Genomic DNA, 22,521 nt, shown 5'->3' on the forward strand with positions numbered 1-22,521 from the left:
TTACTCCGGCAAGAGGCTCTCGTGAGTGAATAATTCTTCTAATTGTTCACGACGACGTACTTCGTACACTTTATCAGCATCAACCATGACTTCTGCCGCACGAGTACGCGTATTGTAGTTAGAGCTCATCACAAAACCATAAGCGCCTGCGGAACACACGGCTAAAAGGTCGCCTGCGGCCAAGGTTAAACTTCTGTCTTTAGCAATAAAATCGCCAGTTTCACAAATAGGTCCCACTACATCGTAGTTCTCTGCTGCGCCTTCCCGTTCAGCTACAGGCACTACATCCTGCCAAGCTTCATACAATGCTGGACGAATTAAGTCATTCATTGCGGCATCAATAATGGCAAAGTTTTTATGCTGGTTTTTTTTCAGATACTCAACCTTGGTTAATAACACCCCCGCATTGGCGCAGATATACCGTCCTGGTTCAAATATCAAGGAAAGATTACGTCCTGCAATACGCTCACGTACTTTGGCCATATATTCTGAAGCGCAAGGTGGCTGTTCATCACTGTAGCGCACGCCTAAACCGCCACCCAAATCCAGATGCTCAAGCATTATGCCTTGCTCAGCTAAACGATCAACTAACAGCAAAACGCGATCAAGTGCGTCTAAAAATGGGGCTAAACTGGTGAGCTGTGAGCCAATATGGCAGTCCACTCCAATAATTTTTAAGTTGGGCATTTTGGCTGCTTTCTCATAAACAGCGAGTGCCTTATCAATTTCAATGCCAAACTTGTTCTCTTTTAAACCTGTAGAAATATAAGGGTGGGTTCCAGCGTCAACATCAGGATTAACACGTAAAGAAATAGACGCTTTTAGTTGCATTTGGGCGGCAATGTCCTGCAAGCGTTCAAGCTCTGCTTCAGATTCTACGTTAAAGCAATGCACTCCGACTTCAAGCGCACGGCGCATATCATCCACTGTTTTACCTACACCAGAAAAGACTACGCGCTCTGGCTTACCACCAGCGGCTAAGACTCGCTCTAGCTCACCACGAGAGACAATATCAAAACCTGAACCTAAACGCGCTAGCACATTTAGTACTGCAAGGTTTGAGTTGGCTTTTACTGAAAAACAAACCATGGCCGATACACCTTCAAGTGAGTCGGCATAGGTTTTATATTGCTGTTCTAAATGCGCACGAGAATACACATAGGTTGGCGTACCAAACTCAGCTGCAATTTGGCTTAAAGCAACCTGCTCTACAAATAACTGCCCATTACGTCTTGAAAATACTTGCATAAATCTTAGCACCCTTAAAGTCCGTAGCGGTCTTTCTTATGTTTTTGTGCAGCTTCAGGATCATTAGGATCGTATAAATCGCCTTTTTGACCACAAGCCGTGATAGAACCAAACGCAATAATCAGGAGTAAAAATGGAAGCAAGATGCGCTTCATAATAAAATCCTTTGACTTAGCAAATAATTAACCGAGTATAACCAGCACTCATTCTCTTGCCTATGTGTAACTTGCATTGGTTACACACAAGTTGGCAAAAATCAGATAAGGAAACACCATGAGCCTCAGCGAAGCACAATTTCATGCACTAGTTGATAACGTTCAAACCACTATTGAAGACACCTTCGATGATAGCGGTATTGATGTTGATCTAATTAACAGCGGCGGAATTTTAACTGTTGTTTTTGCCAACAACTCGCAACTCATTATTTCTCGCCAAGAGCCATTAAAACAGATTTGGGTGGCCGCACGCAGTGGTGGATTTCATTTTGACTATAACTTACAAGAACAGCAGTGGTTTTGCTCTAATGCCAATGCAGACTTAGCGAGTTTTCTCAGTAAAGCAACGCAAGAACAAGCCAGTGAAACTATCCTATTTTATGATCTGTAACGGATTTACAGTTTTTTTGATCTACACCACTTGCTTATTTAAGCCGCTATGATAGTTTGTTGATTATCGAATTTAAACTTATCTGCAAAACCCCGTCTTTTTGGCGGGGTTTTGTCTTTTTTACTATTCAAACTTAGACATAAGTTTATAGGAGTCATACCTATGAGCGATAAACCAGCTATTACTATTACACGGCTAGACATGCAGCGCTTAGAAAAACTACTTGATAGCCTAGAGGATTTCACCCCAGCGGCCGAAGCACTAGAACAAGAGCTCGCACGTGCCAATGTGGTCAGCCATCAAGAGATTCCAGCAGGCATTGTAACGATGAACTCGCGTGTACATTGCCGTGAAGAAGCCAGCGGAAAAGATTACACACTCACTGTAGTCTATCCACAAGATGCTGGTAAAGAAGGCACTGTTTCGATTTTAGCCCCTATTGGCAGCGCCTTATTAGGTTTAGCGGTAGGCCAACAAATTGACTGGAACACGCCAGGTGGAAAGGTCATTAAGCTCACCTTGCTAAATGTTGAATATCAACCTGAAGCAGCTGGTGATTTTACCCTCTAACAAAAATGGCGCTTGATTAAGTTCAGCGCCATTTTTTGTTAGTGACTATCGCCAATAACTATTAAAAGCTGTACTACCAGCGCACAGGTTCACTGGGTTTAAAACGCGATCGGGTCACACACTTATCAGCAAATTCTGTTCGAATTCGCTTATCCATTTTTTCAATTTTTGCGGTTTCACAGTTTTCATCATTCACTTCTGGTGGTACTGGCTCAGCACAACCTACAAAGAATAAAGCACCTAAACTAAGTAAAATAATTTTTTGCATTTTTTAAGCATCCTTGCCTGAGACAGTATTTAAAAAAGTAAACGCCCAGATCAAACTGGGCGTTTAATAGGATTATTTTAGAATCTGGAGTAATGCGTGTACATGCTCTACCGCTTCAATCCCCAAGCTGGTTAACGTGCCGCCATCCACTTGATTAATAAGCCCTTTATCAAACAAACGCTGAGCCGCTGCTACAGTATCAGCGCCAGCGCTAGAGTGAACCTTAATACCATCTTGTACGCTATCAAGCCCGTATTGACTCAAAACTTCTAGTTCAGCCAAATATTCTGCCTTCCAGTTCATAAGATTCGCCTCAGTGATTACAGTAGATGCAGTAAAACACGTTTACTTCATTTACAGCAATCGCTTAATTCTGTGTTAGGTCAAGGCTTTAAACAATTACACCTTGTTAGCTAAGTACAGAATATTGGTAAGATAAGATGTCAGCTCATCCGTAACCTTATTTATCACATAATTCTCTAAATAAGACTGCGATTTTAGCTGTGCTTTTTGATTACTCAGGCCGCTCGGCACTGCTCCTGAATAACTAATAGACTGGTCTGATGAGTCCTTACTACGCAGAAAGTTTCTTGAATGCCTAACTTCACCAAAGGTATCTAAATTCAAAAAGAAGTCAGCTTGTTGTGTGAAATACTGTGTTACTTGCGTATAACTACGTGTCTTGCCTTGTTCATCAACATAGCTTTGCACTGTCGTTTGTGGGCTATTTCTACTTTCCTTATAACTTATGCCATACCTAATATCTAATGTAATATCACCACGCGAATTAGGCCGTAAGAGAAAATAACTTTCACTAAACGTAGCTGAAATTACTTTTTCTATTTGGCTGTGGGCTGTTGCATTACTTTTATTCACATCTGCTTCTATGATGTAGCCCACAGTAATGACGCCTCGCGCCCAGGATTGCTTCGCTAATTCAAGGGCATTGGCATTGCCGCCATAAGGTTTGTAGATATCATCGGCATAGATATACCACGCGCTAGCTTTGCGGTAATTAGCTTTTGTGGATGATGGCTGAGATAAGCTTCCTGCCGTTTGCAGTGCTTTATTCATTTCCTCCCCACGCCATGCTTTATCGTTCTTAATAAAACGGGCGTGACTGTCTTTATACTCGCCAAACTCTTTAAAAATTTCCTTTACTTTTGCTAGATGCTCTGCGGCTAACTTATAGTTTTTAGCCCGCTCACTGGCTAATGCATTTTGATATTCAATTTCTGCTGCCGCTAAAGCATATTTTTTCGCATATTCTTGGCTAAGCGCCTGCATATTGTTGTAATTAAAATACTTAGCTCCTGTTGCTAGCAAAAGTGCTTTTTCCTTGTATGCATAATGGCTGGTTTCAGGAACTTCCATTGCTTGCTGGTAATAGCCTTTAGCCACACTAGTTCGCAATCCCATTACGTCATAACTTTGCAAGAATATTTTAAATTCTGAGCTAAAAAATTTATTAGCTAACAGCGGATAAGCCTGTAATAACTGCTCATAACGAATAGTAGTTTGGCGCGCGGTTACACTGGGTAAGCCTTCAATGTGATCCAATGCGGTTTGCATAATGGCAACTGTTTTTTCTCGATGACGCTCTGAAGTAAAGCGCCCCTTTTTAGTTAGATCTGTCGCCATCACCTGTAGGCTATTGACATAGTTACCTTTTTCGATTTGCCGTTTGGCTGTGTAAGATGCACAACCACTACTCAGCAGCACCACTATAAACAGTAAAATAATGGTAAAAGGCTGTTTTAACTGTTGCATCACTTCATCCTTGAAAAAAGATAAGCGTTAACTAGGAAGCTCCGGTAGAGCCCTTAACGCAGCCTCATAAACAGCAAGATCAAAACTACGTTTCTGTTCTAGCATACTCGCAATTTCCCAGGCCAATACCTGCGACATCAATGAAATGCTTTCTTCTCGCTCATAGCCTACCAATGTCAATTTATTCAAGGTTGCTTGTACAAATTCAGGCTCGCCAGCAGCGAGTTGGTTTTCAATAGCCTGTATCAGCTCTTGTTCAACACCTTCGTCAGTATCTATCTCTGTTTGATTCATGCTAATTTGCCCTTCATCCAGTTGGCAGAGTACGCATTCACCGTCTGCCATTTGACTAGTTTCAACATAACGCACCCGACGAGAAGCATTTTGCCTGTCAGCAGTTATTTGAAAACGAGCATGACGCGATTGATTGCTCACTCTACCTCCTTGTTTTAACGTTCAGCGATGAGTTTACGGCCACGTTCAACCGCAAGACGTACTTGACGCGGCGCTGTTCCACCAATGTGGTCACGCGCATTCACTGAGCCTTCCAAAGTGAGTACTTGAAACACATCCTGCTCAATTTTATCGCTAAATTGACGTAATTCTTCCAAACTCATTTCTGCTAAGTCTTTGATGTTATCAACACCATACTTCACCGCATGCCCCACAATTTCATGGCAGTCACGGAAAGGTAAGCCTTTACCAACTAAATAATCGGCTAAGTCAGTTGCAGTTGAAAATCCACGTAAGGCGGCTTCACGCATAAAGTCTTTCTTTGGCTTAATTGCTGGCACCATATCCGCAAAAGCTCGCAGGCTATCACGTAAAGTATCAGCCGCATCAAACAAAGGCTCTTTATCTTCTTGATTGTCTTTGTTATATGCCAATGGCTGACCTTTCATTAAGGTTAATAAGCCCATTAAAGCACCAAACACACGCCCAGTTTTACCACGGACTAATTCAGGTACATCGGGATTTTTCTTTTGCGGCATGATGGAACTACCAGTGCAAAAACGATCAGGTAGATCAATAAAGCGAAACTGAGCTGAAGTCCATAACACCAATTCTTCTGAGAAGCGTGAAAGATGCATCATGGCCAAGCTAGCCGCAGAACAAAATTCAATGGCGAAATCCCTGTCTGAAACGCCATCTAATGAGTTACCTGAAATAGCTTCAAATCCAAGTAAATCACAAGTAACTGCTCGATCAATGGGGTAGGTTGTACCTGCCAATGCAGCACTACCCAAAGGCATACGATTTACACGTTTGCGACAATCTACTAAACGCTCATAATCGCGCGACAACATTTCAAACCACGCCAATAAATGATGCCCAAAGGTAACGGGTTGCGCTGTTTGTAAATGTGTAAAACCAGGCATTATTGTTTCAGCATTGGCCTCTGCCACATCAAGCAAACCTTGCTGTAAGCGTGTAATTTCAGCAAGAATAAGGTCAATTTCATCGCGTAACCATAAGCGAATATCAGTAGCCACTTGATCGTTACGACTACGACCTGTATGCAGTTTTTTACCGACAATACCAATACGTTCAGTTAAAACCGCTTCGATATTCATATGCACGTCTTCTAAATCAACGCGCCAATTAAACTTTCCAGCTTCAATTTCTTCACGAATAGCGTTCAAGCCTTGAACTATGCTGTCTCGTTCAGCATTTGTTAACACACCCACTTTAGCGAGCATGGTGGCATGCGCAATAGATCCCATAATGTCATGCTTATACATGCGCTTATCAAAATCTACAGAAGCTGTAAAACGGGCAACAAAAGCATCAACTGGCTCGCTAAAACGTCCACCCCATGACTGGTTAGTTTTTTCGCTACTCATGAATCAAGCTCTATTAAATGAAAGATAGCGCACATAATAACAAGCAAATGATGAAGAATCTTGTGCAAAATGCGATTTAGCCCATGCCACGTCTTGTCCTAGAAATAAAACAGCTTGAAGCTGTTTTACTAGGGGCATGCTCTATTTTTTTAATCTATTTATTTTCCTATTGCGCAAATACAACTAAGCTGTAAATTAGCTCACTTAAACCCAGCAAATATTATGACTTACAGCAAACCTACTCTAGCCTTTACGCTACCTGAGCTAGTCATTAGTTTAAGCATTATTATGTTAGTCGTAGTTTTAGCTACTTCAGCCATTAGTCAGTTAGTAGCAAACAAGCAAACTACTAACAGTATTGCTCGCCTTCAACACAGTATTTGGCAGGCTCGAACCTTAGCTGTTAAGCATCGCCAAACTATCGTACTCTGCCCCTCTGTAATAGAGAATACCTGCTCAACAACCACTAGTTGGGAGCAAGGCTGGATTGTAACCGATCTTAATAATAGCAAAGTTTATTGGAAAGAACGGGCACTACCTAAAACACAAAAACTAACATGGCGTGGGTTCTCCAAGCACATTAGCTTCCAACCAGATGGCCTCGCCAGTATCAGTAATGGTCATTTCATATTATGCCGCTCAAACAACATCAGCTACCAAGCTACTGTCAATCGCCAAGGCCGACTAAAGCAAATATCGAAGAGATCAACAGAAAACTGTTGATCTAGTTCGGTAAAGCATAAAAAATAAATAAAAACTTGATTTATTATCTTGTCAGAGCGCCACTAAAACGTAACATATACTGATATGAATAAGTACGAAAACCAGATCAATACTCAAGATGATTTTTTTGTTCCAGAACTTTGTGAGAATAAAGCGCTGCTATCTCTTATTCTTGTAGCCCAACTTATTGTTATTGTTTTAATTCTTGCAGAAAATAACCTTATTACCTTTAACTGGGAACGCTTTGCTTTAGTCTCTTTCTTTGTGCAGTGGAATGTTCTCTTAAGTGCAGCGCTTATCTGTACAATGCGCCCTTTATTAAAGAAGCTAACTATATTTGTTTCTAGTATCTCATGCTTAACACTGATTGTTGGGATAACACTAGTCTGCACATATGTTGCAGCTCACCTACCCATGACAAACTATGAAAACACTATAGAAATTCAGCAGGTATATATCAAACATGGACTCATTAGCCTAATTATTTCAGCTATCTTATTGCGCCATTTCTACTTACAAAGCCAATGGAAAAAAGAAAAACAAGCCGAGCTAAAAGCACGCTTAGCCGCACTACGCGCCCGTATTGACCCTCATTTTTTATTTAACAGCTTAAACAGCATTGCGAGTTTAATTGCAACCAACCCTGACTCAGCTGAAAAGGCGGTACTGGATTTATCTGATTTATTTCGCGCCAGCTTAAGCGATCAAAACAATAATCTTACTACTTGGAGCAAAGAAATTAGGCTAGCAAAACACTATATTGATATTGAGAAACTACGTTTTGCTGAACGTTTAAATGTTACTTGGGATTGTAGTAATATCCCTGATAACTTGCCTATCGCTCCGCTAACATTACAACCTCTGCTAGAAAATGCGATAGTACATGGTATACAAGCTTCACCTTCTGGCGGATTAATTCATATTCAAGCCAGTTGCCAACAAGGTTTTTTTGAACTAATGATAAGTAACCCAATGCCACAACAGGCTGTGGTTACATCAAAACGCGGAACGCAGATTGCCATAAAGAATATTCAGGCTCGATTTACTGCATTGTTTGGAGAGAATGCTACTTTATCAGCAAGCCAGCAGCATGATCGTTATATCACACGTCTACGCTACCCTTGCGCAAAACCTTCACTTGAGGCAAAGCAAACGCCATGAAAATATTAATCGCTGATGATGAATCCTTGGCCCGCGAGCGCTTAATGCGACTCATTAATAATATTGCAGGCCATCAACTCACCCCTGAAGCAGCGACTAATGGGTTACAGGTATTAGAGTTTGTTGAGCGCTACCAACCTGATATTATTTTGTTAGATATTCAAATGCCTTTGCTAGATGGGTTACAAGTAGCTGCACGCCTTAGTGGATTACCAACGCCACCTGCGATTATTTTCTGTACCGCCCATAATGAGTTTGCACTCCAAGCCTTTGATGTAAGTGCCGTAGGTTACTTAGTAAAACCTGTGCGCGCTGAGCAACTAGAAGCGGCGTTAAAAAATGCCAGTAAAATCAATCGTACGCAATTAAATCAACTAGCTAAAGCCTCTAGCCAAGCAGAGCAAAAAGGCCGCAGCCACTTAACCGCACGAACACATCGTGGTTTAGAGCTGATCCCAGTACAGGAAATTATCTGCCTACAAGCTGACCATAAATACGTCACCTTAAAACACCTTGATGGTGAAACTCTGATTGATGACTCATTAAAAACATTAGAAGAAGAGTTTCCTGAGTTATTTGTGCGTATTCACAGAAATGCGTTAGTTAATCGTAATTTCATCGAAGGTCTGCAACGTAACGCTGTGGGGCAAGTACAAATTCGTCTAAAACAATTGGATGAGCTACTGATCGTTAGCCGGCGCCATGTACCCAGTGTGCGCAAGTTAATGGATGAACTCTAACAATTACCTTTAGACGGGACTAAGCTCAGCGAGCCTGTTATTATGCTGTCATTTAAAAGAAAAGCCGATGCGTTAAAAAGGCTTTATACAGCTTACTGAACTGGTATCTATCTATGTCTTCTCGCGAAATTCGAATTGCTACACGTAAAAGTGCCTTAGCTTTATGGCAAGCCGAATATGTAAAGGCTCAGCTTGAGTTAGCCCATCCTCATATTAGTGTCAGCCTAGTACCTATGACTAGTCGTGGTGATAAACTACTGGATTCACCTCTTGCTAAAATTGGCGGCAAAGGTTTATTCGTAAAAGAGCTGGAAACAGCCCTATTAGAAGACCAAGCTGATATTGCTGTGCACTCAATGAAAGATGTACCTATGAGCTTCCCTGATGGCCTTGACTTATATTGCATCTGTGAGCGCGAAGACCCTCGCGATGCTTTTGTATCCAACACCTATGATAACTTAGACGCACTTCCCAATGGCAGCATTGTGGGCACATCCAGCTTACGCCGCCAAGCGCAGCTTCTAACCCTACGCCCTGACTTAGAAATCCGCTTCTTGCGCGGCAATGTAAATACCCGTTTAGCCAAATTAGACGCAGGTGAATATGACGCTATTATTCTTGCCTCTGCTGGTTTAATTCGCCTTGGTTTTGCTGAGCGCATCCGTAGCGCACTCCCTGTTGCTGCTAGCCTACCTGCTGGCGGACAAGGCGCTGTGGGCATCGAATGCCGCACAGCTGATACTGAACTACATAAACTACTAGCGCCTTTACACCATCAAGACACTGCAGATCGCGTAACTGCTGAACGCGCACTCAATACCCACCTTAATGGTGGCTGCCAAGTCCCTATTGCGTGCTACGCCGAACTTGAAGGTGATCAACTGTGGTTACGCGGACTGGTTGGTCAACCTGATGGCAGTCAATTGCTACGTGCCGAACAACGCTTACCGCGCGCGCAAGCCAGACAGCTTGGAATAGCTGTTGCAGAGGCTCTCTTAGCTCAAGGTGCTGGAGAAATACTCAAAGCAGTTTACGCACCAGAGAACCATTCGTGAGCAACTGGCGACTATTAATAACCCGCCCTGAGCAAGACTGCCAAGTGCTTGCTCAGCAGCTACAAGAAATACAGATATTCAGCACCAGCATGCCGTTATTGGCCTTTCATGAAATAGCTGAAACAGCCTCTGCACGTGAAACAGTATTAAATCTTGACCGCTACAGTGCAGTTGTGGTCGTGAGTAAACCGGCTGCGCGTATTGCTGTGGAACGCATTGACCAGTATTGGGCACAACCTTTACTTGAACAGCCATGGTTTACTGTGGGCGCTGCTAGCGCGGCAATATTGCAGGACTATGGTATTTCTTGTAGTTACCCGCAATCAGGAGATGACAGCGAAGCCTTACTGGCCCATCCGGCTTTTATTACGGCAATTGAATCGGCCTTTACACCTCGCGTACTTATTCTACGCGGTACAACGGGAAGAGACTTTCTAGCACAAGAATTACGTCAAAAAGGTGTAGAAGTCGACTTTTTAGCACTTTATGAACGCTACTTACCTGATTATCCTAGTCAGTACTTATTTCAATGTATTAATGACAACCAACTAAATGGTATTAGTATCAGTAGTGAACAAAGCTTGCAGCATCTACAACAACTTGCAGGTGATCGTTGGCCAGAGTTACACCATTTACCCTTGTTCGTGCCTAGCCCACGTGTTGCAAAAGCAGCGCAGCAAGCTGGAGCAAGCTATGTTATTGATTGTGCAGGCGCCAGCAACCAAGCCTTGATTAATGCGCTTCACCAGCACAGCCCATTACCAAATAAGGATTGAGCAATGAGCCAAAACGCAAAAGAACCTAATACAGATACTGAAAAAGAGCATGCTCAAACAGAGAGCCCAGCCACGACTGACGCTAAAGTAACAGCAACTCAATCAGCAGCAAAAACTAGTTTGGGTAAAAAATCAAAAGAACCTAAAAACCCAAGCTTAAACAATAAAATTGCACCCATTGCTTTAGTCATTGGTTTGTTAGGTCTTGGCTTTGGTGCTTATAGTACGGTGCAGCTACATCTCTTTAAGAGCACACTAAGTGCACAACCTGAGCAAGTACAGAGTCAAACTGAACCTACCTTTGATAGCGCAGCGTTAGAGCAACGTATTACTGCGCAACTTGAGCAACGTATCCAACAGATTTCTCAGCCGCCAGCAGAAAACACAAACTGGCAAGAACAGATTACCCGTTTAGCAAAGCAGCAAGATCAGTTAAATCAGCGGATTAATAGTGCGCTTAGCCAAAGCCGTCAAGATTGGAGCTTAACTGAAGCGCAGCAATTACTACGTATGGCGGCACTGCGCTTAACCATTTTGCAAGATACGGATAGTGCCCTGCTTTTGTTAAATAATGTTGATCGCATTTTAAGCCAGCAAAATGATGATATTGGTTTAAAAGATGCACGTGTTGCACTAAGTGACATCATCACCAATATCACTCAGCAAGGCCGTGTGGATCGCACGGGTATTTATATTCGGCTAAACTCTTTGCGTCTGAATGCCAATAAGCTCGAAACATTTATTCCTTCATTTAAAGGCGATGAAACCCCTATTGATCCTGATGCGGAAGGCTGGGATAGCTGGACGCAAGAAATGAGCAAATATGTTCGCATTCAAACAGGCAATACAGAAAAAATTAAACCTATTCTTTCTGGTAAAAGCCTATTAGAAGTGCGCCTGGCTATTAACCTGTCATTAGAACAAGCTCAGTGGGCTGCTTTTAACGGTGAAACCGAAGTTTATACTGCCGCACTCAATCAAGCCATTGATACTATTCAGAGCTTCTTTAAACAAAGCAACCCAGAAGCTGCCAACCTTATTTCCCAGCTAGAAGAACTGAAAAAACAGCCTATTAGCGCTAAAATTCCGGACTTAGCGCCTGCTATGGATGAGCTAAACGCTTACATCAACAAGCGCACTCCACAAACTAAAGCGGATAAGGAGGCGCGTTAATTATGAAGCGCACCTACTTACTTTTACTTTGCGTTGTTGTTATTGCAGGTTTGATTGGTATTGGAATCGCCAAAGACTCGGGCTATGTATTTATTGCTTGGAAAGATTTTCGTTATGAATCAACCTTCTGGATTTTTATTGCTATTGTTAGCGCCATTATCGCCATCGTCTACCTAGTACGTAAACTTATTGTGATGACACTGGTTTCATATGGCGTAATTAACCCTTGGTCGCAACTTAATAAAGATCGCCGCCTACGCTCCGCTGCTGAAGTGGGCTTATTAGACTTGGCTGAAGGACGTTGGGATCGTGCCCTGCGCCACCTTACTCGTGTTGCCAAAAATGAAGAAAAACCAATGATTTATTTGATTGGCGCGGCAAAAGCAGCGCAAGAAATTGGCAATATTGAATTATCTGATCAACTATTAAACGAAGCCCTTGAACGTCAGCCAGAGGCTGAGTTGGCAATTGGCTTAGCCCATGCAGAAATTCTATGGAAACGGGCAGATCTAGTAGAAGCTAAAAAAACCTTAAAAGTAATGCATGAGCATCATCCACAAAGCAAGGAAGTATTGATTCGCTTACAAGCCTTAATGCGCCAACTGCAAGACTGGTCTGGTCTATTGGGCTTATTACCAGCCCTACGTAAACAACATGTATTACCAGATTCAGCTATGCAGCAGTTAGAACAACAAGCATGGGCAGGCCGTTTAACTAACGCCAGCAGCAATAAAGCCGAATCTAAAGAACAAGCACTACAATCATTAGCCAATACTTGGCAGCATTTATCTAAAAATCTACGCCATGATAAAAGCATGATTGAAGCCTATGCACGCGAATTACGCCGTTTAGGTGCTGAAGCAGCTGCTGAAGAATTGTTACGTAAAGCACTCAAACATGGGCTAGATGATCAGCTATTAGAGCTGTACGGTAAGGTTGCTGGTGCTGATTTAGCTCGTCAGCTACAGCTCGCTGAGAGCTGGTTGCCGCAGGCACCAAAAAATCCCGCTTTACTGCGCGCACTCGGTCGTATTTGCATTAAAAACCAATTATGGGGCAAGGCCCGTGATTACTTAGAATCTAGCTTAAAATTTGAAGTACAAGTGGAAAGCTGTGTTCTGCTCGCTCGCTTACTACGCCAGCAAGGCGACATTGAGCGCAGTAACCAGCTTTTTGAGAAAAGTCTTGTTTTGTTAGAAAACCAGAAATTTGAAGTCAAACGAATTCATTAAACACTGAAATAAGCGCAGCAATAATAATGTTGCGCTAACATTTTGTATTAATAATCAACGCGTGAGCTCTGGAGATTGCTATGCGTTTACCCTCAACCCGTATTTTATTCCTAATTGCTTTTTTAGGTTCAGCTGCTTTACTTGGCGCGGCTTATTATCTTGAACACTTTGAAGGATTAAACCCCTGCCCACTCTGCTTAGTTCAGCGTGCTGAAGTAGCACTTTTTGGCCTAGTTTGCTTAATAGCGGCTCTGCATGGTCCCAAATCGCTGGGCCAACGTATCTATGCTTTCTTTGCTTTATTCTTTGCAGGCACAGGTGTTGCCTCCGCAGGACGTCAAATATGGCTACAAGGCTTGCCTGAAGATCAACTGCCCGCCTGTCTTCCTCCATTAGATTTTCTACTACAAACCAATCCACTGGTTGAAGTCATCAAAAAAATGATGTCTGGCACCGCAGATTGCGCGGAAGTTACTTGGTCTTTATTTGGTTTAAACCTTGCTGAATTAAGCATGATTAGTTTTGTGATTATGGCGCTGTACAGCTTATTTATTCTATTTCGCCCTCGTCCAAAACCTCGTTTTTAAAGCAGGATAAAGGCAATAGTTGCTCAATAGGTATATTGGGCAACAATGCCCCCAACCAGCGCTGTGGTTGGCTGCTAATTTCCCAACTCTCGGCCATTTCTTGTAAGTCTTTGATATATAGCTGTTCTGCTTGCAACTCTAATGCTTTTAATGACTGTCTCCACAGCGCTAATGAGCTATTTTCTTCAGCCAGCTTTTTGGTATTTATTCGCGCATTACGAATAGACGCAATTATTTTAGATTGCCATAGCTCACTTTGCGCGTGTAACTGGTTAATATAGTCAGCAGAACATTTAACCGAGCGCTGCTCCAGCCAAGCAGCAAACAGAATTAAACAAACATCCACCCCTTGATCTTGTAGCGCTAAACAGAGCTGTTCAATGCCTGTTTGCTGATAGCGCTGAAGGATAAAATGCCAAGCATCTTGCGGTGGGTTTTTCATTTAAGTTACCTATGATCCAAATTCAAGAACTCACATTACAACGCGGCCCTTTGCGCTTACTTGAAGACGCCGCCGTCACCTTACACCCAGGGCATAAAGTAGGCCTAGTGGGCGCCAATGGTGCTGGAAAATCAAGCCTATTTGCATTATTGCAAGGCCAACTCACTGCTGACGCTGGCGATTGTTTTATTCCGCCTGACTGGCGTATTTCACACATGAAGCAAGAGGTGGAAACACTCAATTGCAAAGCAGTTGACTATGTACTAGATGGTGATAAAAATCTACGCCACATCCAACAGGAACTAGTACAAGCAGAAGCTGCACAGGATGGTAACGCACTCGCCCGCTTACACCATGACTTCGATACAGCTGACGGCTACACCGCCGATTCACGAGCGCGCAAACTATTAACAGGTCTTGGTTTCCATGAAAGCCAAATGGAACTGCCTGTTTCTAGCTTTTCAGGTGGTTGGCGCATGCGCTTAAACCTTGCCCAAGCCTTAATGTGCCCATCCGACTTACTATTACTGGATGAACCTACCAACCACTTAGATTTAGATGCCATCTTATGGTTAGAAAGTTGGCTACAAGGTTATCAAGGCACTCTTTTGCTGATCTCACATGACCGTGACTTTCTGGATGCTGTCGTCAACCACATTGTGCATTTTGAACGACAAAAGTTAGTACTGTATCGTGGCGGCTATACTGCCTATGAACGAGCACGTGCTGAGCGTATTGTGCAGCAACAAATCGCCTATGAGCGCCAGCAAGAGCAGCGAGCACATATGGAAGACTTTATTCGCCGCTTTAAAGCCAAAGCCAGCAAAGCGCGCCAAGCACAAAGCCGAGTCAAAGCCTTAGAGCGCATGGAAGAGCTAGCACCAGCCCATCTGGACTCTCCTTTTCACTTTCGTTTTCGTGAAGCTAATAAAATTTCCAGCCCTTTATTGAGCATGGACAAAGCCGTGCTAGGACATGGCGATAAAACCATTCTCAGTAATGTACGCCTATCCTTAGAGCCTGGCGCCCGCATTGCATTATTGGGACCTAATGGTGCGGGTAAATCAACACTGATAAAAACGCTAGTCGGTGATGTGCCTTTGCTTGCTGGCGAGCTGATTCGTGGTGAAAACCTAACTATTGGCTATTTCGCCCAACACCAGTTAGATGCCCTGGACGTAAAAGCCAGCCCCTTGTTGCACCTACAGCGCTTAGCCCCCACTGAAAAAGAACAAACATTGCGTGATTTTCTTGGTGGGTTTGATTTTCGCGGCGATCGTTGTGATCAACCCGTGCTTAAATTTTCAGGTGGTGAAAAAGCTCGTTTAGCCTTGGCACTCATTGCATGGGGTAAACCCAACTTGTTATTACTAGATGAGCCAACTAACCACCTTGATCTTGAAATGCGCCAAGCATTGAGCATGGCACTACAAATATTTGAAGGTGCTATGTTGCTGGTTTCGCATGACCGTCATTTACTCAAAAGCACCATTGACCACCTCTATCTCGTAGCCGATGGAAAAGTGCAAGAGTTTGATGGTGACCTTGACGATTACAGCCGCTGGCTAAGTGATTACCGCCAACAGTCACCAGAAAGCGCCAGTGATACTGTGGCCGAAAAAACAGACAAACGCGCTCAACGTCAAGCTGCTGCTGCACTTCGACAGCAATTGGCGCCCTTTAAGAAAGAAGCTGACAAACTTGAGAAACAATTAGAAATAATTCAGCAAGAACTAAATAAAATTGATCAGCAACTAAGCGATGCTGACCTCTATGAGGCCTCGCGTAAAGATCAACTTAAGCAGCTTTTAGCACAGCAAGCCGAACTAAAGAGCAAACAAAGTCTAGTTGAAGAACACTGGTTTGAATGCTTAGAAAAACTAGAAACATTACAGAATGATTTGGAGAATGGGGTATGACAGCGCCTCAACAAAATACACAACCAAGCTATGAAGGCATAGTCGCTGAATGGGTACAAAAATCAGCTCAAGAATGGGCCGAGTTTTTATTCCCTGGCGTGCAAATACTTTTAATAGCACTCATTGCTTGGTTTATTCAACGCATGTTAACTCGCGGCTTTACCAGCTTAGCTGAGCGCTACCACATGCCACCTAGCATGATGTTACCACTCCGTGGTGCTATTCGCTGGGTGATAATTGGTAGCGCCTGCATGTTCATTTTAGAACGACTAGGGGTTAGTGCTACCTCGCTATGGGCAGCCTTAACCGGCTTTGTAGCCGTTGCCGCTATCGCGTTTTTTGCCGCTTGGAGTGTGCTGTCCAACCTTTTATGCTCAGCGTTAATCTTTACCGTTGGTCCCTTCCGTATTGGTGACCATGTGGAGCTATTAGACGCAGCCGATAAACCCGGTGTACGTGGACGAGTCATTAGTATCAACACCCTCTATACCACTCTTGAAGATACCAGTGAGGAAAATAAAGGCGCCTTATTACAGATTCCCAACAACATGTTTTTCCAAAAAATCTTACGCCGTTGGCGTAATGTGCACGGTCCTAGACCACTACCTACCTCTGAAGAGAACTAATAAATGGAATGGCTTGCTAGCCCCGAAATTTGGGTCGCTTTTTTTACTTTAGCCGCATTAGAAATTGTACTTGGCATTGATAACATTATCTTTATCTCGATTCTCGTGAGTCGCCTGCCAAAACATCAACAAGCTGCTGGGCGCTTCTTTGGCTTAGCCTTAGCTATGGTTACGCGCATCATGCTGTTGTTATCCATTACATGGGTAATGGGATTAACCAAAGATTTATTCACTGTCTTTGAGAAAGGCATTTCTGGTCGAGACCTTATTTTACTTGGCGGCGGTGCATTCTTATTATTTAAAAGTACTATGGAAATTTGGCATAGCGTTGAAGGGCCAGAAGAACACAGTGGCGAACGCAAGTCCTTCGGCTCAAGTTTTGCCATGATTATTATCCAAATTGCCATTATTGATATTGTCTTCTCGCTTGACTCCGTCATTACTGCCGTTGGTTTAGTGAAGCATGTACCCGTAATGGTTGCTGCCATTATTTGCTCAGTGATAGTGATGATGCTTTGTGCTGGAACTATTAGTCGTTTTATTGAGAAACACCCATCACTTAAAGTTTTGGCCTTATCATTTTTGATTGTTGTAGGTACATTACTTATTGCAGAGTCCTTTGATGTGCATGTGCCAAAAGGCTATATCTATTTTGCCATGGCCTTTTCATTGGGCGTAGAAATGCTCAACATCACCATGCGCCAACGTGCGCAACGTAAAAGAGACCAACAAGGAAGCTAAATTATGAGTATCGCCTATCGTTATCAAGATAATAAAAGCGACAAGTTTTGGTGGGCTGAACAGCTTGATAATGAAATGGTGGTCAACTTTGGCAAAACCGGCAGCATTGGGCGTTATCAGCTTAAAGAATTTGATGATGAGCAAAGCTGCCGTATAGCGTTAGAAAAGCTGGTTGCCAGTAAAATCAAATCAGGCTATCAAGTAGATACCAGTTTTGATTTTAACCAGCATATCTATCTTGATGATGTTGAAATGGGTATTAGCCCATTAACCTCTCACCCTGCTTTTCGTAAACACTTTTCTGATGACTTCTACTATTGCTGTGCTGATGAGGAAGCGCCCTTTGGTAGCGATGAAGGACATGACACGCTTGGCGAAATTAGCGAGCAAATACGTAAAAGCAAGAGCAAAACACTGGATTTTAGCACCCTTGTTAAATACCTAAACGAAAGTGTTTGGGGCATAGCCTATCTTCCCGTTGAAAGCCTTGATCTAGAAGACGTACGTGAACTTTATACAGCTAAGCCTATTGAAATGGTACAAAGTGATATGTCAGCTTATGCCTGCGCTTTTGCACAAATCAAAATGACAGGCAAATTAAATAGCCAATTAAAACAACAAGGTATTTTAGGCTTAAAACGCTATATGATGATTGGCCAATTTCATAACCAGCCTGACATTTCCCCTATTGCGGAACAAATGTTACGCGAGTTAGAAGCTTTTCCGGCTGGCAACTAAGCGCTCATTAACCGTGTTAAAAGACGATCAAGCGCATTAGCAAAGGCTTGTTTGTCTTTTTCACCGTAAGCCGCCTGCCCTCCGCCCATTTGTCCCTGATCACGCAGATCCGTCATCAGGTTACGCATAGCTAAACGCTCCCCCATATTTCGCTCATCAAACTCTTGCCCACGCGGACTTAGCGCCACCACCTGCTTTTTAACCAAACGTGCAGCTAATGGAATGTCGCTACAAATCACTAAATCACCTGCTTGAGCATTATCTACAATGTAATCGTCAGCTGCATCCATACCAGCAGGTACTACTATCAGCTGGACACATGCAAAATTAGGTTTAGCTTGAGCACTCCCCGCTACCATAATTACTGAAAATTTACGCTTTAATGCAAATTTAATCACCTGATCTCGAGCTAAACGAGGGCAAGCATCAGCATCAATCCAAAGTTTCATATAATTCCTTCAAAAATATAAATAAAAATAAATATATAATTTTAATAACTATTATAACAATAAGGTTATTAAACGCAGTTAGCAAAATATATTATTGCTTACAAAAAAAACTTTATCCCTCAATTTAACTCAGGTATTTTATTAAGCAATAAGCTAGAAGATAGACCAACTATACTGTATATATCACGGTTTATCACAGCTTTTAACCACAACATAATTGTGGGAACTCTAGCTTAAGTAATCCATAAGTGACCTCTTTAAAGGTACTCTATTCGTGAAAAAGTTATTCAAAGTTATTTTCAGCTTATTAATTCTTATAAGCATTGCAGGTCTTATTTTCTTATTTCGACCTATTGCATCTAGTCCGATAGCCACAACAGATAGCGAGCCTATTACAGACGTTGTATTAATTGGCGGCGGTATTATGAGTGCTACATTAGGCACGTATTTAACTGAGCTAGAACCTAACTGGAAAATCAGCATGTTTGAACGCTTAGAACAAGTGGCTGATGAAAGCTCAAATGGTTGGAATAATGCGGGAACAGGTCACTCAGGCTTTATGGAAATGAACTATACGCCTGAAAAAAATGGCCAAATAGACATTAGCAAAGCAGTTGCTATTGCCCAGCAGTTTGAAGTAGCTAAGCAGTTTTGGAGTTACCAAGTTAAGCATGGCTTAATGAGCGACCCTAAAGAATTTATTAATCCTGTTCCTCATATTGCTTTTGTCTGGGACAAAGATGTTGACTTCTTAACTAAGCGCTACGCTGCCATGCGTCAAAATCCTATGTTTTATGGCATGCAGTTCTCTAATAACCCTACAGAAATTAGCAGCTGGGCGCCATTGATTATTGAAGGCCGTAAAGCTGATCAACCTATAGCAGCAACACGCATGATGATTGGCGCCGATGTGAACTACGGAGAAGTTACACGTCAGCTGGTTACAGGTCTAAAGAAATCTAATAATTTCGACTTACAGCTCAATACTGAAGTTACTGCAATCAGCCGCAATAATGATGGTACTTGGAGCGTTGGTTTTACTAATTTAAAAACAGGTAAAGAAGACCATATCAAAACGCGCTTTGTCTTTATTGGCGCAGGCGGGGCTGCCATTAAACTCTTACAGTACACTGGTTTACCTGAAGTTGATCAGTATGCAGGTTTCCCTGTTGGTGGGCAGTTTTTAGTCACCAACAACCCTGAAGTGGTTAAAAATCACACCGTTAAAGTCTATGGTAAAGCGGCTGTAGGTGCCCCGCCTATGTCTGTACCTCATATAGATACTCGTTATCTAGATGGTGAGAAACACGTACTATTCGGACCTTTTGCTACCTACTCCAATAAGTTTTTAAAGCATGGCTCACAAACAGATCTTCTTGCTGCAACACATAAGGGTAATGTGCTCGCCATGTTGGCCGTGGGCGCTGAAAATCTCAGCCTTGTTAAATACTTAATCAGCCAAGTAATGCTTACTGAAAACGACCGTTTTACAGCTTTGCAAGAATATTATCCAAAAGCTAAAGCAGAAGATTGGCATTTAGTAACTGCCGGCCAACGGGTTCAAATCATTAAAAAGCCAGAAGGCGGCGCTGCCAGCTTACAATTTGGCACCGAAATTTTTGCATCAAAAGATGGCTCTATAACGGCACTGCTAGGTGCATCACCAGGCGCCTCTACTTCGCCTTATATCATGCTTGAGTTATTAGAAAAAGCATTTCCAGAGCAAACAAAAAATCAATGGAAGCCAAAACTGCAGGCTATTATTCCTTCTTATGGACAAAGCTTAGAGAAAAACCCACAGCTACTGGATAGCATCCGTCGTGACACTAGTGCTGTGCTAGGTTTAATTTACAATCCAGAGCCAAAGGCGCAAGCGAACAATACTGAGGCGACCTCAGCCACAGCGCAGTAACCTAACCACAGAGAGATCCTAGGATCTCTCTTGTTAACCAACCAAATAAGTGCCAGTACCTGTGGCTATCAAGTCACCAGACTCATTGTGCAGCTCGCTACGCACCACTGCTACCTTATTACCACTACGTAATAAAGTAGCCCTCGCTGTAAATAACTGTCCCCGCCCTGGCCTTAAATAGTCAACGCGCAAATCAATAGTGCCAATACGGGCTAACTTCATTAGTTCCTCAACAGCTGGTTCTGCTGGCAATTTTTGAAAAACGCTCATCAGCGCCATACCACCACCCGCCACATCCAAAATAGTTGAAATAGCGCCACCATGTAAAATGCCTTGTAGATGGTTACCTACCAGCTCATCACGCATAGGCAGATGCATCACTACCTGCTCGCTGGAAATTTCGTCCAGTTGAATGCCTAACAATCTATTAAAAGGTATTTTATCAATAAACTGCTGTGCAAGCTGAATCATTTGCGGGGTTACAGGCATTATTGTCATTGTTTTTCTCTGCGAGCTATCAATGCCTATACTTAATAATGATTAGCTACTCTTGTCAAACGGCCACAGCTCCACTGTTGCCATCAATTTGTCATAATTAACAATTAGCATTAACGCAATTACATCTTTGAAAACTGAGCAGTCTAAGGGCTAATTAAGATGAAACGCGCATTACTGATTCTTAATGCACAGCGTGAATACTCACGTGCAGGTAGTTTTCCTTTATGGAATATTGAAGCTACTGTTACGGCTATTGAAGCTAAGATTGCAGAGTTTAATGAGAGCAATGAATTAGTTATTTTTGCTCAACAAATCTCACCTAAAGGCTCGGTGCTATTTGCAGCTGACAGCCCCGAAATAGCATTATTTGACCAACTCACGTTAATGGCGAATAACCCGCAAGTTATTCATAAGCATTTCCCCAACGCTTTTGAGCAAAGCGCTCTGTTAGCGTTGCTTAATCAACAAGATATTGAGTGCCTAGAAATTTGTGGAATGATGACACAAAACTGTGTGCTGTTTACCGCTATCTCTGAGCAGGCAAAGCATTTTCAGGTTAAGGTGCTGGCCAATTATTGCACCAGTGTTTCGCAGGTTATCCATGAAAGCGCACTATCAGGTTTAACCCGAATGGCAATGATTGCCTAACTCTCATGCCAACGAAAGCTAGGCTAAATGTTATGCTAGCCTCAAGACTTCGTGCACTAAGGCTTCAATACCTTTGGCTGACTGCGAAATAGATTCAGCCAACATATAGGCTGGAGTTGTCACTAATTTGTGCTGAGTATCAACCACGATAGCATCTACTGCGCAGTCTTTATGCTGCGCGCCCATGCTTTGCAGCACTTCAGCTGTTGCTTTATCAGTTCCAATAGTACAGCTTACACCTGCACCATACACAGCAGCCGCTAACGCTGGAGCAATACAAATGAGACCTACGGGCTTGCCAGCATTTTTAAACGACTTAAGCGCTGCCAATACCTCTAGGTTAACACTGCAATCTGCGCCTTTGAGAGCAAAGTCTGAGAGGTTTTTTGCCACACCAAAACCACCTGGCACCACCAACGCATCAAAGTTCTCAACTTTTAATTGGCTAAGATCTTGTATTTTGCCTCGTACAATGCGCGCCGACTCTGTTAGGACGTTACGCTGCTCTTGGGTGGCTTCACCTGTTAGATGATCAACCACATGTAATTGCTTAATATTAGGGGCAAAGCTTTGTACCTGAGCACCTGCTAAATCAAGATAGAGCAGACTTAATACAGCTTCATTAATTTCTGCGCCATCTAAATACCCACAGCCTGATAGAATTACTGCAACTTTCTTGCTCATTACATATTCCCCTTAAGGTGGAAAAATAAAACTGGATTCAAGATTAAGAATTTACGCGATAGATTGCCAACAATTATTAGTATAAGGCTAGTACACTAGTCACATTGCTAG

Annotated in this window: 27 protein-coding genes; 16 read left to right on the forward strand and 11 right to left on the reverse strand. The window is 42.7% G+C overall.

Annotated features, from left to right (window positions below):
• Window positions 1–1,248 carry a diaminopimelate decarboxylase gene (gene lysA, locus VQ643_RS01850; RefSeq protein WP_414197562.1) on the reverse strand — a complete coding sequence of 416 codons (1,248 nt, stop codon included), beginning with the start codon at window positions 1,246–1,248 and terminating at the stop codon, window positions 1–3.
• 14 nt (window positions 1,249–1,262) lie between these two features.
• The gene (lptM, locus tag VQ643_RS01855) at window positions 1,263–1,403 is read right to left on the reverse strand and encodes an LPS translocon maturation chaperone LptM (protein ID WP_414197563.1); all 141 of its coding nucleotides are present in this window, start codon (window positions 1,401–1,403) and stop codon (window positions 1,263–1,265) included.
• A gap of 118 nt (window positions 1,404–1,521) precedes the next feature.
• Between lptM and cyaY the strand changes: the two genes are divergently transcribed.
• Both cyaY and rnk read left to right on the forward strand, forming a co-directional pair.
• A complete protein-coding gene (gene cyaY / locus VQ643_RS01860; RefSeq protein WP_414197564.1) occupies window positions 1,522–1,854 on the forward strand; it encodes an iron donor protein CyaY in 333 nt (110 codons plus the stop codon).
• A 162-nt stretch (window positions 1,855–2,016) separates the two neighbouring features.
• A complete protein-coding gene (rnk, locus tag VQ643_RS01865; RefSeq protein WP_414197565.1) occupies window positions 2,017–2,424 on the forward strand; it encodes a nucleoside diphosphate kinase regulator in 408 nt (135 codons plus the stop codon).
• A 73-nt stretch (window positions 2,425–2,497) separates the two neighbouring features.
• On the opposite strand, the gene trbK is transcribed toward rnk, so the two are convergent.
• The 5 genes from trbK to argH form a co-directional block, all read right to left on the reverse strand.
• Window positions 2,498–2,692 carry an entry exclusion lipoprotein TrbK gene (gene trbK / locus VQ643_RS01870; RefSeq protein ID WP_414197566.1) on the reverse strand — a complete coding sequence of 65 codons (195 nt, stop codon included), beginning with the start codon at window positions 2,690–2,692 and terminating at the stop codon, window positions 2,498–2,500.
• A 72-nt stretch (window positions 2,693–2,764) separates the two neighbouring features.
• Entirely contained in the window at window positions 2,765–2,995 is a 231-nt protein-coding gene (locus VQ643_RS01875; protein ID WP_414197567.1) for a TIGR02647 family protein, read from the reverse strand.
• A gap of 96 nt (window positions 2,996–3,091) precedes the next feature.
• On the reverse strand, window positions 3,092–4,462 hold the full coding sequence (locus VQ643_RS01880) for a hypothetical protein (RefSeq protein ID WP_414197568.1): 1,371 nt from the start codon (window positions 4,460–4,462) through the stop codon (window positions 3,092–3,094).
• A gap of 27 nt (window positions 4,463–4,489) precedes the next feature.
• Complete coding sequence (locus tag VQ643_RS01885) at window positions 4,490–4,897, reverse strand: hypothetical protein (protein ID WP_414197569.1); 408 nt, start codon at window positions 4,895–4,897, stop codon at window positions 4,490–4,492.
• 14 nt (window positions 4,898–4,911) lie between these two features.
• Window positions 4,912–6,306: an argininosuccinate lyase gene (gene argH, locus VQ643_RS01890; protein ID WP_414197570.1), complete on the reverse strand. Its 1,395-nt coding sequence runs from the start codon at window positions 6,304–6,306 to the stop codon at window positions 4,912–4,914.
• 222 nt (window positions 6,307–6,528) lie between these two features.
• On the opposite strand from argH, the gene VQ643_RS01895 reads away from it, so the two are divergent.
• From VQ643_RS01895 to VQ643_RS01930, 8 genes are all read left to right on the forward strand, one after another.
• Window positions 6,529–7,029, forward strand: a complete 501-nt coding sequence (locus VQ643_RS01895) for a GspH/FimT family pseudopilin (protein ID WP_414197571.1) — start codon at window positions 6,529–6,531, stop codon at window positions 7,027–7,029.
• 84 nt (window positions 7,030–7,113) lie between these two features.
• Complete coding sequence (locus VQ643_RS01900; RefSeq protein WP_414197572.1) at window positions 7,114–8,190, forward strand: sensor histidine kinase; 1,077 nt, start codon at window positions 7,114–7,116, stop codon at window positions 8,188–8,190.
• Window positions 8,187–8,930, forward strand: coding sequence for a LytR/AlgR family response regulator transcription factor (locus tag VQ643_RS01905; RefSeq protein WP_414197573.1), 744 nt, complete (start codon window positions 8,187–8,189; stop codon window positions 8,928–8,930). Before VQ643_RS01900 ends, VQ643_RS01905 begins: the two co-directional genes overlap by 4 nt.
• 113 nt (window positions 8,931–9,043) lie before the next feature.
• Window positions 9,044–9,985 (forward strand): hydroxymethylbilane synthase, encoded by a 942-nt coding sequence (hemC, locus tag VQ643_RS01910; RefSeq protein WP_414197574.1) that lies wholly within the window; start codon window positions 9,044–9,046, stop codon window positions 9,983–9,985.
• A complete protein-coding gene (locus VQ643_RS01915; RefSeq protein ID WP_414197575.1) occupies window positions 9,982–10,761 on the forward strand; it encodes a uroporphyrinogen-III synthase in 780 nt (259 codons plus the stop codon). The genes hemC and VQ643_RS01915 overlap by 4 nt, the downstream gene beginning before the upstream one ends.
• A 3-nt stretch (window positions 10,762–10,764) precedes the next feature.
• A complete protein-coding gene (locus VQ643_RS01920) occupies window positions 10,765–11,934 on the forward strand; it encodes a uroporphyrinogen-III C-methyltransferase (protein ID WP_414197576.1) in 1,170 nt (389 codons plus the stop codon).
• 2 nt (window positions 11,935–11,936) lie between these two features.
• Window positions 11,937–13,166 carry a heme biosynthesis HemY N-terminal domain-containing protein gene (locus VQ643_RS01925; protein ID WP_414197577.1) on the forward strand — a complete coding sequence of 410 codons (1,230 nt, stop codon included), beginning with the start codon at window positions 11,937–11,939 and terminating at the stop codon, window positions 13,164–13,166.
• 80 nt (window positions 13,167–13,246) lie between these two features.
• Window positions 13,247–13,753, forward strand: coding sequence for a disulfide bond formation protein B (locus VQ643_RS01930; protein ID WP_414197578.1), 507 nt, complete (start codon window positions 13,247–13,249; stop codon window positions 13,751–13,753).
• Here the strand turns inward: VQ643_RS01930 and VQ643_RS01935 are convergent.
• On the reverse strand, window positions 13,716–14,195 hold the full coding sequence (locus VQ643_RS01935; protein ID WP_414197579.1) for a TIGR02444 family protein: 480 nt from the start codon (window positions 14,193–14,195) through the stop codon (window positions 13,716–13,718). The genes VQ643_RS01930 and VQ643_RS01935 overlap by 38 nt on opposite strands.
• A gap of 11 nt (window positions 14,196–14,206) precedes the next feature.
• Between VQ643_RS01935 and VQ643_RS01940 the strand changes: the two genes are divergently transcribed.
• From VQ643_RS01940 to VQ643_RS01955, 4 genes are read left to right on the forward strand one after another with little or no spacing between them, the layout of a single operon-like run.
• Complete coding sequence (locus VQ643_RS01940) at window positions 14,207–16,114, forward strand: ATP-binding cassette domain-containing protein (RefSeq protein WP_414197580.1); 1,908 nt, start codon at window positions 14,207–14,209, stop codon at window positions 16,112–16,114.
• Window positions 16,111–16,740: a mechanosensitive ion channel family protein gene (locus tag VQ643_RS01945; protein ID WP_414197581.1), complete on the forward strand. Its 630-nt coding sequence runs from the start codon at window positions 16,111–16,113 to the stop codon at window positions 16,738–16,740. Before VQ643_RS01940 ends, VQ643_RS01945 begins: the two co-directional genes overlap by 4 nt.
• A gap of 3 nt (window positions 16,741–16,743) precedes the next feature.
• Window positions 16,744–17,481 (forward strand): TerC family protein, encoded by a 738-nt coding sequence (locus VQ643_RS01950; RefSeq protein ID WP_414197582.1) that lies wholly within the window; start codon window positions 16,744–16,746, stop codon window positions 17,479–17,481.
• Window positions 17,482–17,484: 3 nt separating this feature from the next.
• Window positions 17,485–18,219: a WGR domain-containing protein gene (locus VQ643_RS01955; RefSeq protein ID WP_414197583.1), complete on the forward strand. Its 735-nt coding sequence runs from the start codon at window positions 17,485–17,487 to the stop codon at window positions 18,217–18,219.
• Here the strand turns inward: VQ643_RS01955 and VQ643_RS01960 are convergent.
• Entirely contained in the window at window positions 18,216–18,668 is a 453-nt protein-coding gene (locus VQ643_RS01960) for a YaiI/YqxD family protein (protein ID WP_414197584.1), read from the reverse strand. The two genes, VQ643_RS01955 and VQ643_RS01960, sit on opposite strands and share 4 nt — an antisense overlap.
• A gap of 322 nt (window positions 18,669–18,990) precedes the next feature.
• Here VQ643_RS01960 and mqo point away from each other — a divergent pair, with 322 nt between their 5' ends.
• Complete coding sequence (mqo, locus tag VQ643_RS01965; RefSeq protein WP_414197658.1) at window positions 18,991–20,580, forward strand: malate dehydrogenase (quinone); 1,590 nt, start codon at window positions 18,991–18,993, stop codon at window positions 20,578–20,580.
• Window positions 20,581–20,613: 33 nt separating this feature from the next.
• Here mqo and VQ643_RS01970 read toward each other — a convergent pair whose 3' ends face one another.
• Window positions 20,614–21,078 (reverse strand): thioesterase family protein, encoded by a 465-nt coding sequence (locus VQ643_RS01970; RefSeq protein ID WP_414197585.1) that lies wholly within the window; start codon window positions 21,076–21,078, stop codon window positions 20,614–20,616.
• 159 nt (window positions 21,079–21,237) lie between these two features.
• Between VQ643_RS01970 and VQ643_RS01975 the strand changes: the two genes are divergently transcribed.
• Window positions 21,238–21,726: a cysteine hydrolase family protein gene (locus tag VQ643_RS01975; RefSeq protein WP_414197586.1), complete on the forward strand. Its 489-nt coding sequence runs from the start codon at window positions 21,238–21,240 to the stop codon at window positions 21,724–21,726.
• 30 nt (window positions 21,727–21,756) lie between these two features.
• Here the strand turns inward: VQ643_RS01975 and elbB are convergent, their stop codons facing one another.
• Entirely contained in the window at window positions 21,757–22,410 is a 654-nt protein-coding gene (gene elbB / locus VQ643_RS01980; protein ID WP_414197587.1) for an isoprenoid biosynthesis glyoxalase ElbB, read from the reverse strand.
• Between the last annotated feature and the right edge of the window lie 111 nt (window positions 22,411–22,521).

This window comes from Pseudomonas sp. F1_0610, from assembly GCF_047470865.1.
Lineage (GTDB): Bacteria > Pseudomonadota > Gammaproteobacteria > Pseudomonadales > Pseudomonadaceae > JAZDRH01.

What these genes read in the sequence shown, in the direction of transcription:
- lysA (WP_414197562.1), bottom strand. Translation starts at nt 1,248, where the DNA reads ATGCAAGTATTTTCAAGACGTAATGGGCAGTTATTTGTAGAGCAGGTT.
- lptM (WP_414197563.1), bottom strand. Translation starts at nt 1,403, where the DNA reads ATGAAGCGCATCTTGCTTCCATTTTTACTCCTGATTATTGCGTTTGGT.
- cyaY (WP_414197564.1), top strand. Translation starts at nt 1,522, where the DNA reads ATGAGCCTCAGCGAAGCACAATTTCATGCACTAGTTGATAACGTTCAA.
- rnk (WP_414197565.1), top strand. Translation starts at nt 2,017, where the DNA reads ATGAGCGATAAACCAGCTATTACTATTACACGGCTAGACATGCAGCGC.
- trbK (WP_414197566.1), bottom strand. Translation starts at nt 2,692, where the DNA reads ATGCAAAAAATTATTTTACTTAGTTTAGGTGCTTTATTCTTTGTAGGT.
- VQ643_RS01875 (WP_414197567.1), bottom strand. Translation starts at nt 2,995, where the DNA reads ATGAACTGGAAGGCAGAATATTTGGCTGAACTAGAAGTTTTGAGTCAA.
- VQ643_RS01880 (WP_414197568.1), bottom strand. Translation starts at nt 4,462, where the DNA reads ATGCAACAGTTAAAACAGCCTTTTACCATTATTTTACTGTTTATAGTG.
- argH (WP_414197570.1), bottom strand. Translation starts at nt 6,306, where the DNA reads ATGAGTAGCGAAAAAACTAACCAGTCATGGGGTGGACGTTTTAGCGAG.
- VQ643_RS01895 (WP_414197571.1), top strand. Translation starts at nt 6,529, where the DNA reads ATGACTTACAGCAAACCTACTCTAGCCTTTACGCTACCTGAGCTAGTC.
- VQ643_RS01900 (WP_414197572.1), top strand. Translation starts at nt 7,114, where the DNA reads ATGAATAAGTACGAAAACCAGATCAATACTCAAGATGATTTTTTTGTT.
- VQ643_RS01905 (WP_414197573.1), top strand. Translation starts at nt 8,187, where the DNA reads ATGAAAATATTAATCGCTGATGATGAATCCTTGGCCCGCGAGCGCTTA.
- hemC (WP_414197574.1), top strand. Translation starts at nt 9,044, where the DNA reads ATGTCTTCTCGCGAAATTCGAATTGCTACACGTAAAAGTGCCTTAGCT.
- VQ643_RS01920 (WP_414197576.1), top strand. Translation starts at nt 10,765, where the DNA reads ATGAGCCAAAACGCAAAAGAACCTAATACAGATACTGAAAAAGAGCAT.
- VQ643_RS01925 (WP_414197577.1), top strand. Translation starts at nt 11,937, where the DNA reads ATGAAGCGCACCTACTTACTTTTACTTTGCGTTGTTGTTATTGCAGGT.
- VQ643_RS01930 (WP_414197578.1), top strand. Translation starts at nt 13,247, where the DNA reads ATGCGTTTACCCTCAACCCGTATTTTATTCCTAATTGCTTTTTTAGGT.
- VQ643_RS01935 (WP_414197579.1), bottom strand. Translation starts at nt 14,195, where the DNA reads ATGAAAAACCCACCGCAAGATGCTTGGCATTTTATCCTTCAGCGCTAT.
- VQ643_RS01940 (WP_414197580.1), top strand. Translation starts at nt 14,207, where the DNA reads ATGATCCAAATTCAAGAACTCACATTACAACGCGGCCCTTTGCGCTTA.
- VQ643_RS01945 (WP_414197581.1), top strand. Translation starts at nt 16,111, where the DNA reads ATGACAGCGCCTCAACAAAATACACAACCAAGCTATGAAGGCATAGTC.
- VQ643_RS01950 (WP_414197582.1), top strand. Translation starts at nt 16,744, where the DNA reads ATGGAATGGCTTGCTAGCCCCGAAATTTGGGTCGCTTTTTTTACTTTA.
- VQ643_RS01955 (WP_414197583.1), top strand. Translation starts at nt 17,485, where the DNA reads ATGAGTATCGCCTATCGTTATCAAGATAATAAAAGCGACAAGTTTTGG.
- VQ643_RS01960 (WP_414197584.1), bottom strand. Translation starts at nt 18,668, where the DNA reads ATGAAACTTTGGATTGATGCTGATGCTTGCCCTCGTTTAGCTCGAGAT.
- VQ643_RS01970 (WP_414197585.1), bottom strand. Translation starts at nt 21,078, where the DNA reads ATGACAATAATGCCTGTAACCCCGCAAATGATTCAGCTTGCACAGCAG.
- VQ643_RS01975 (WP_414197586.1), top strand. Translation starts at nt 21,238, where the DNA reads ATGAAACGCGCATTACTGATTCTTAATGCACAGCGTGAATACTCACGT.
- elbB (WP_414197587.1), bottom strand. Translation starts at nt 22,410, where the DNA reads ATGAGCAAGAAAGTTGCAGTAATTCTATCAGGCTGTGGGTATTTAGAT.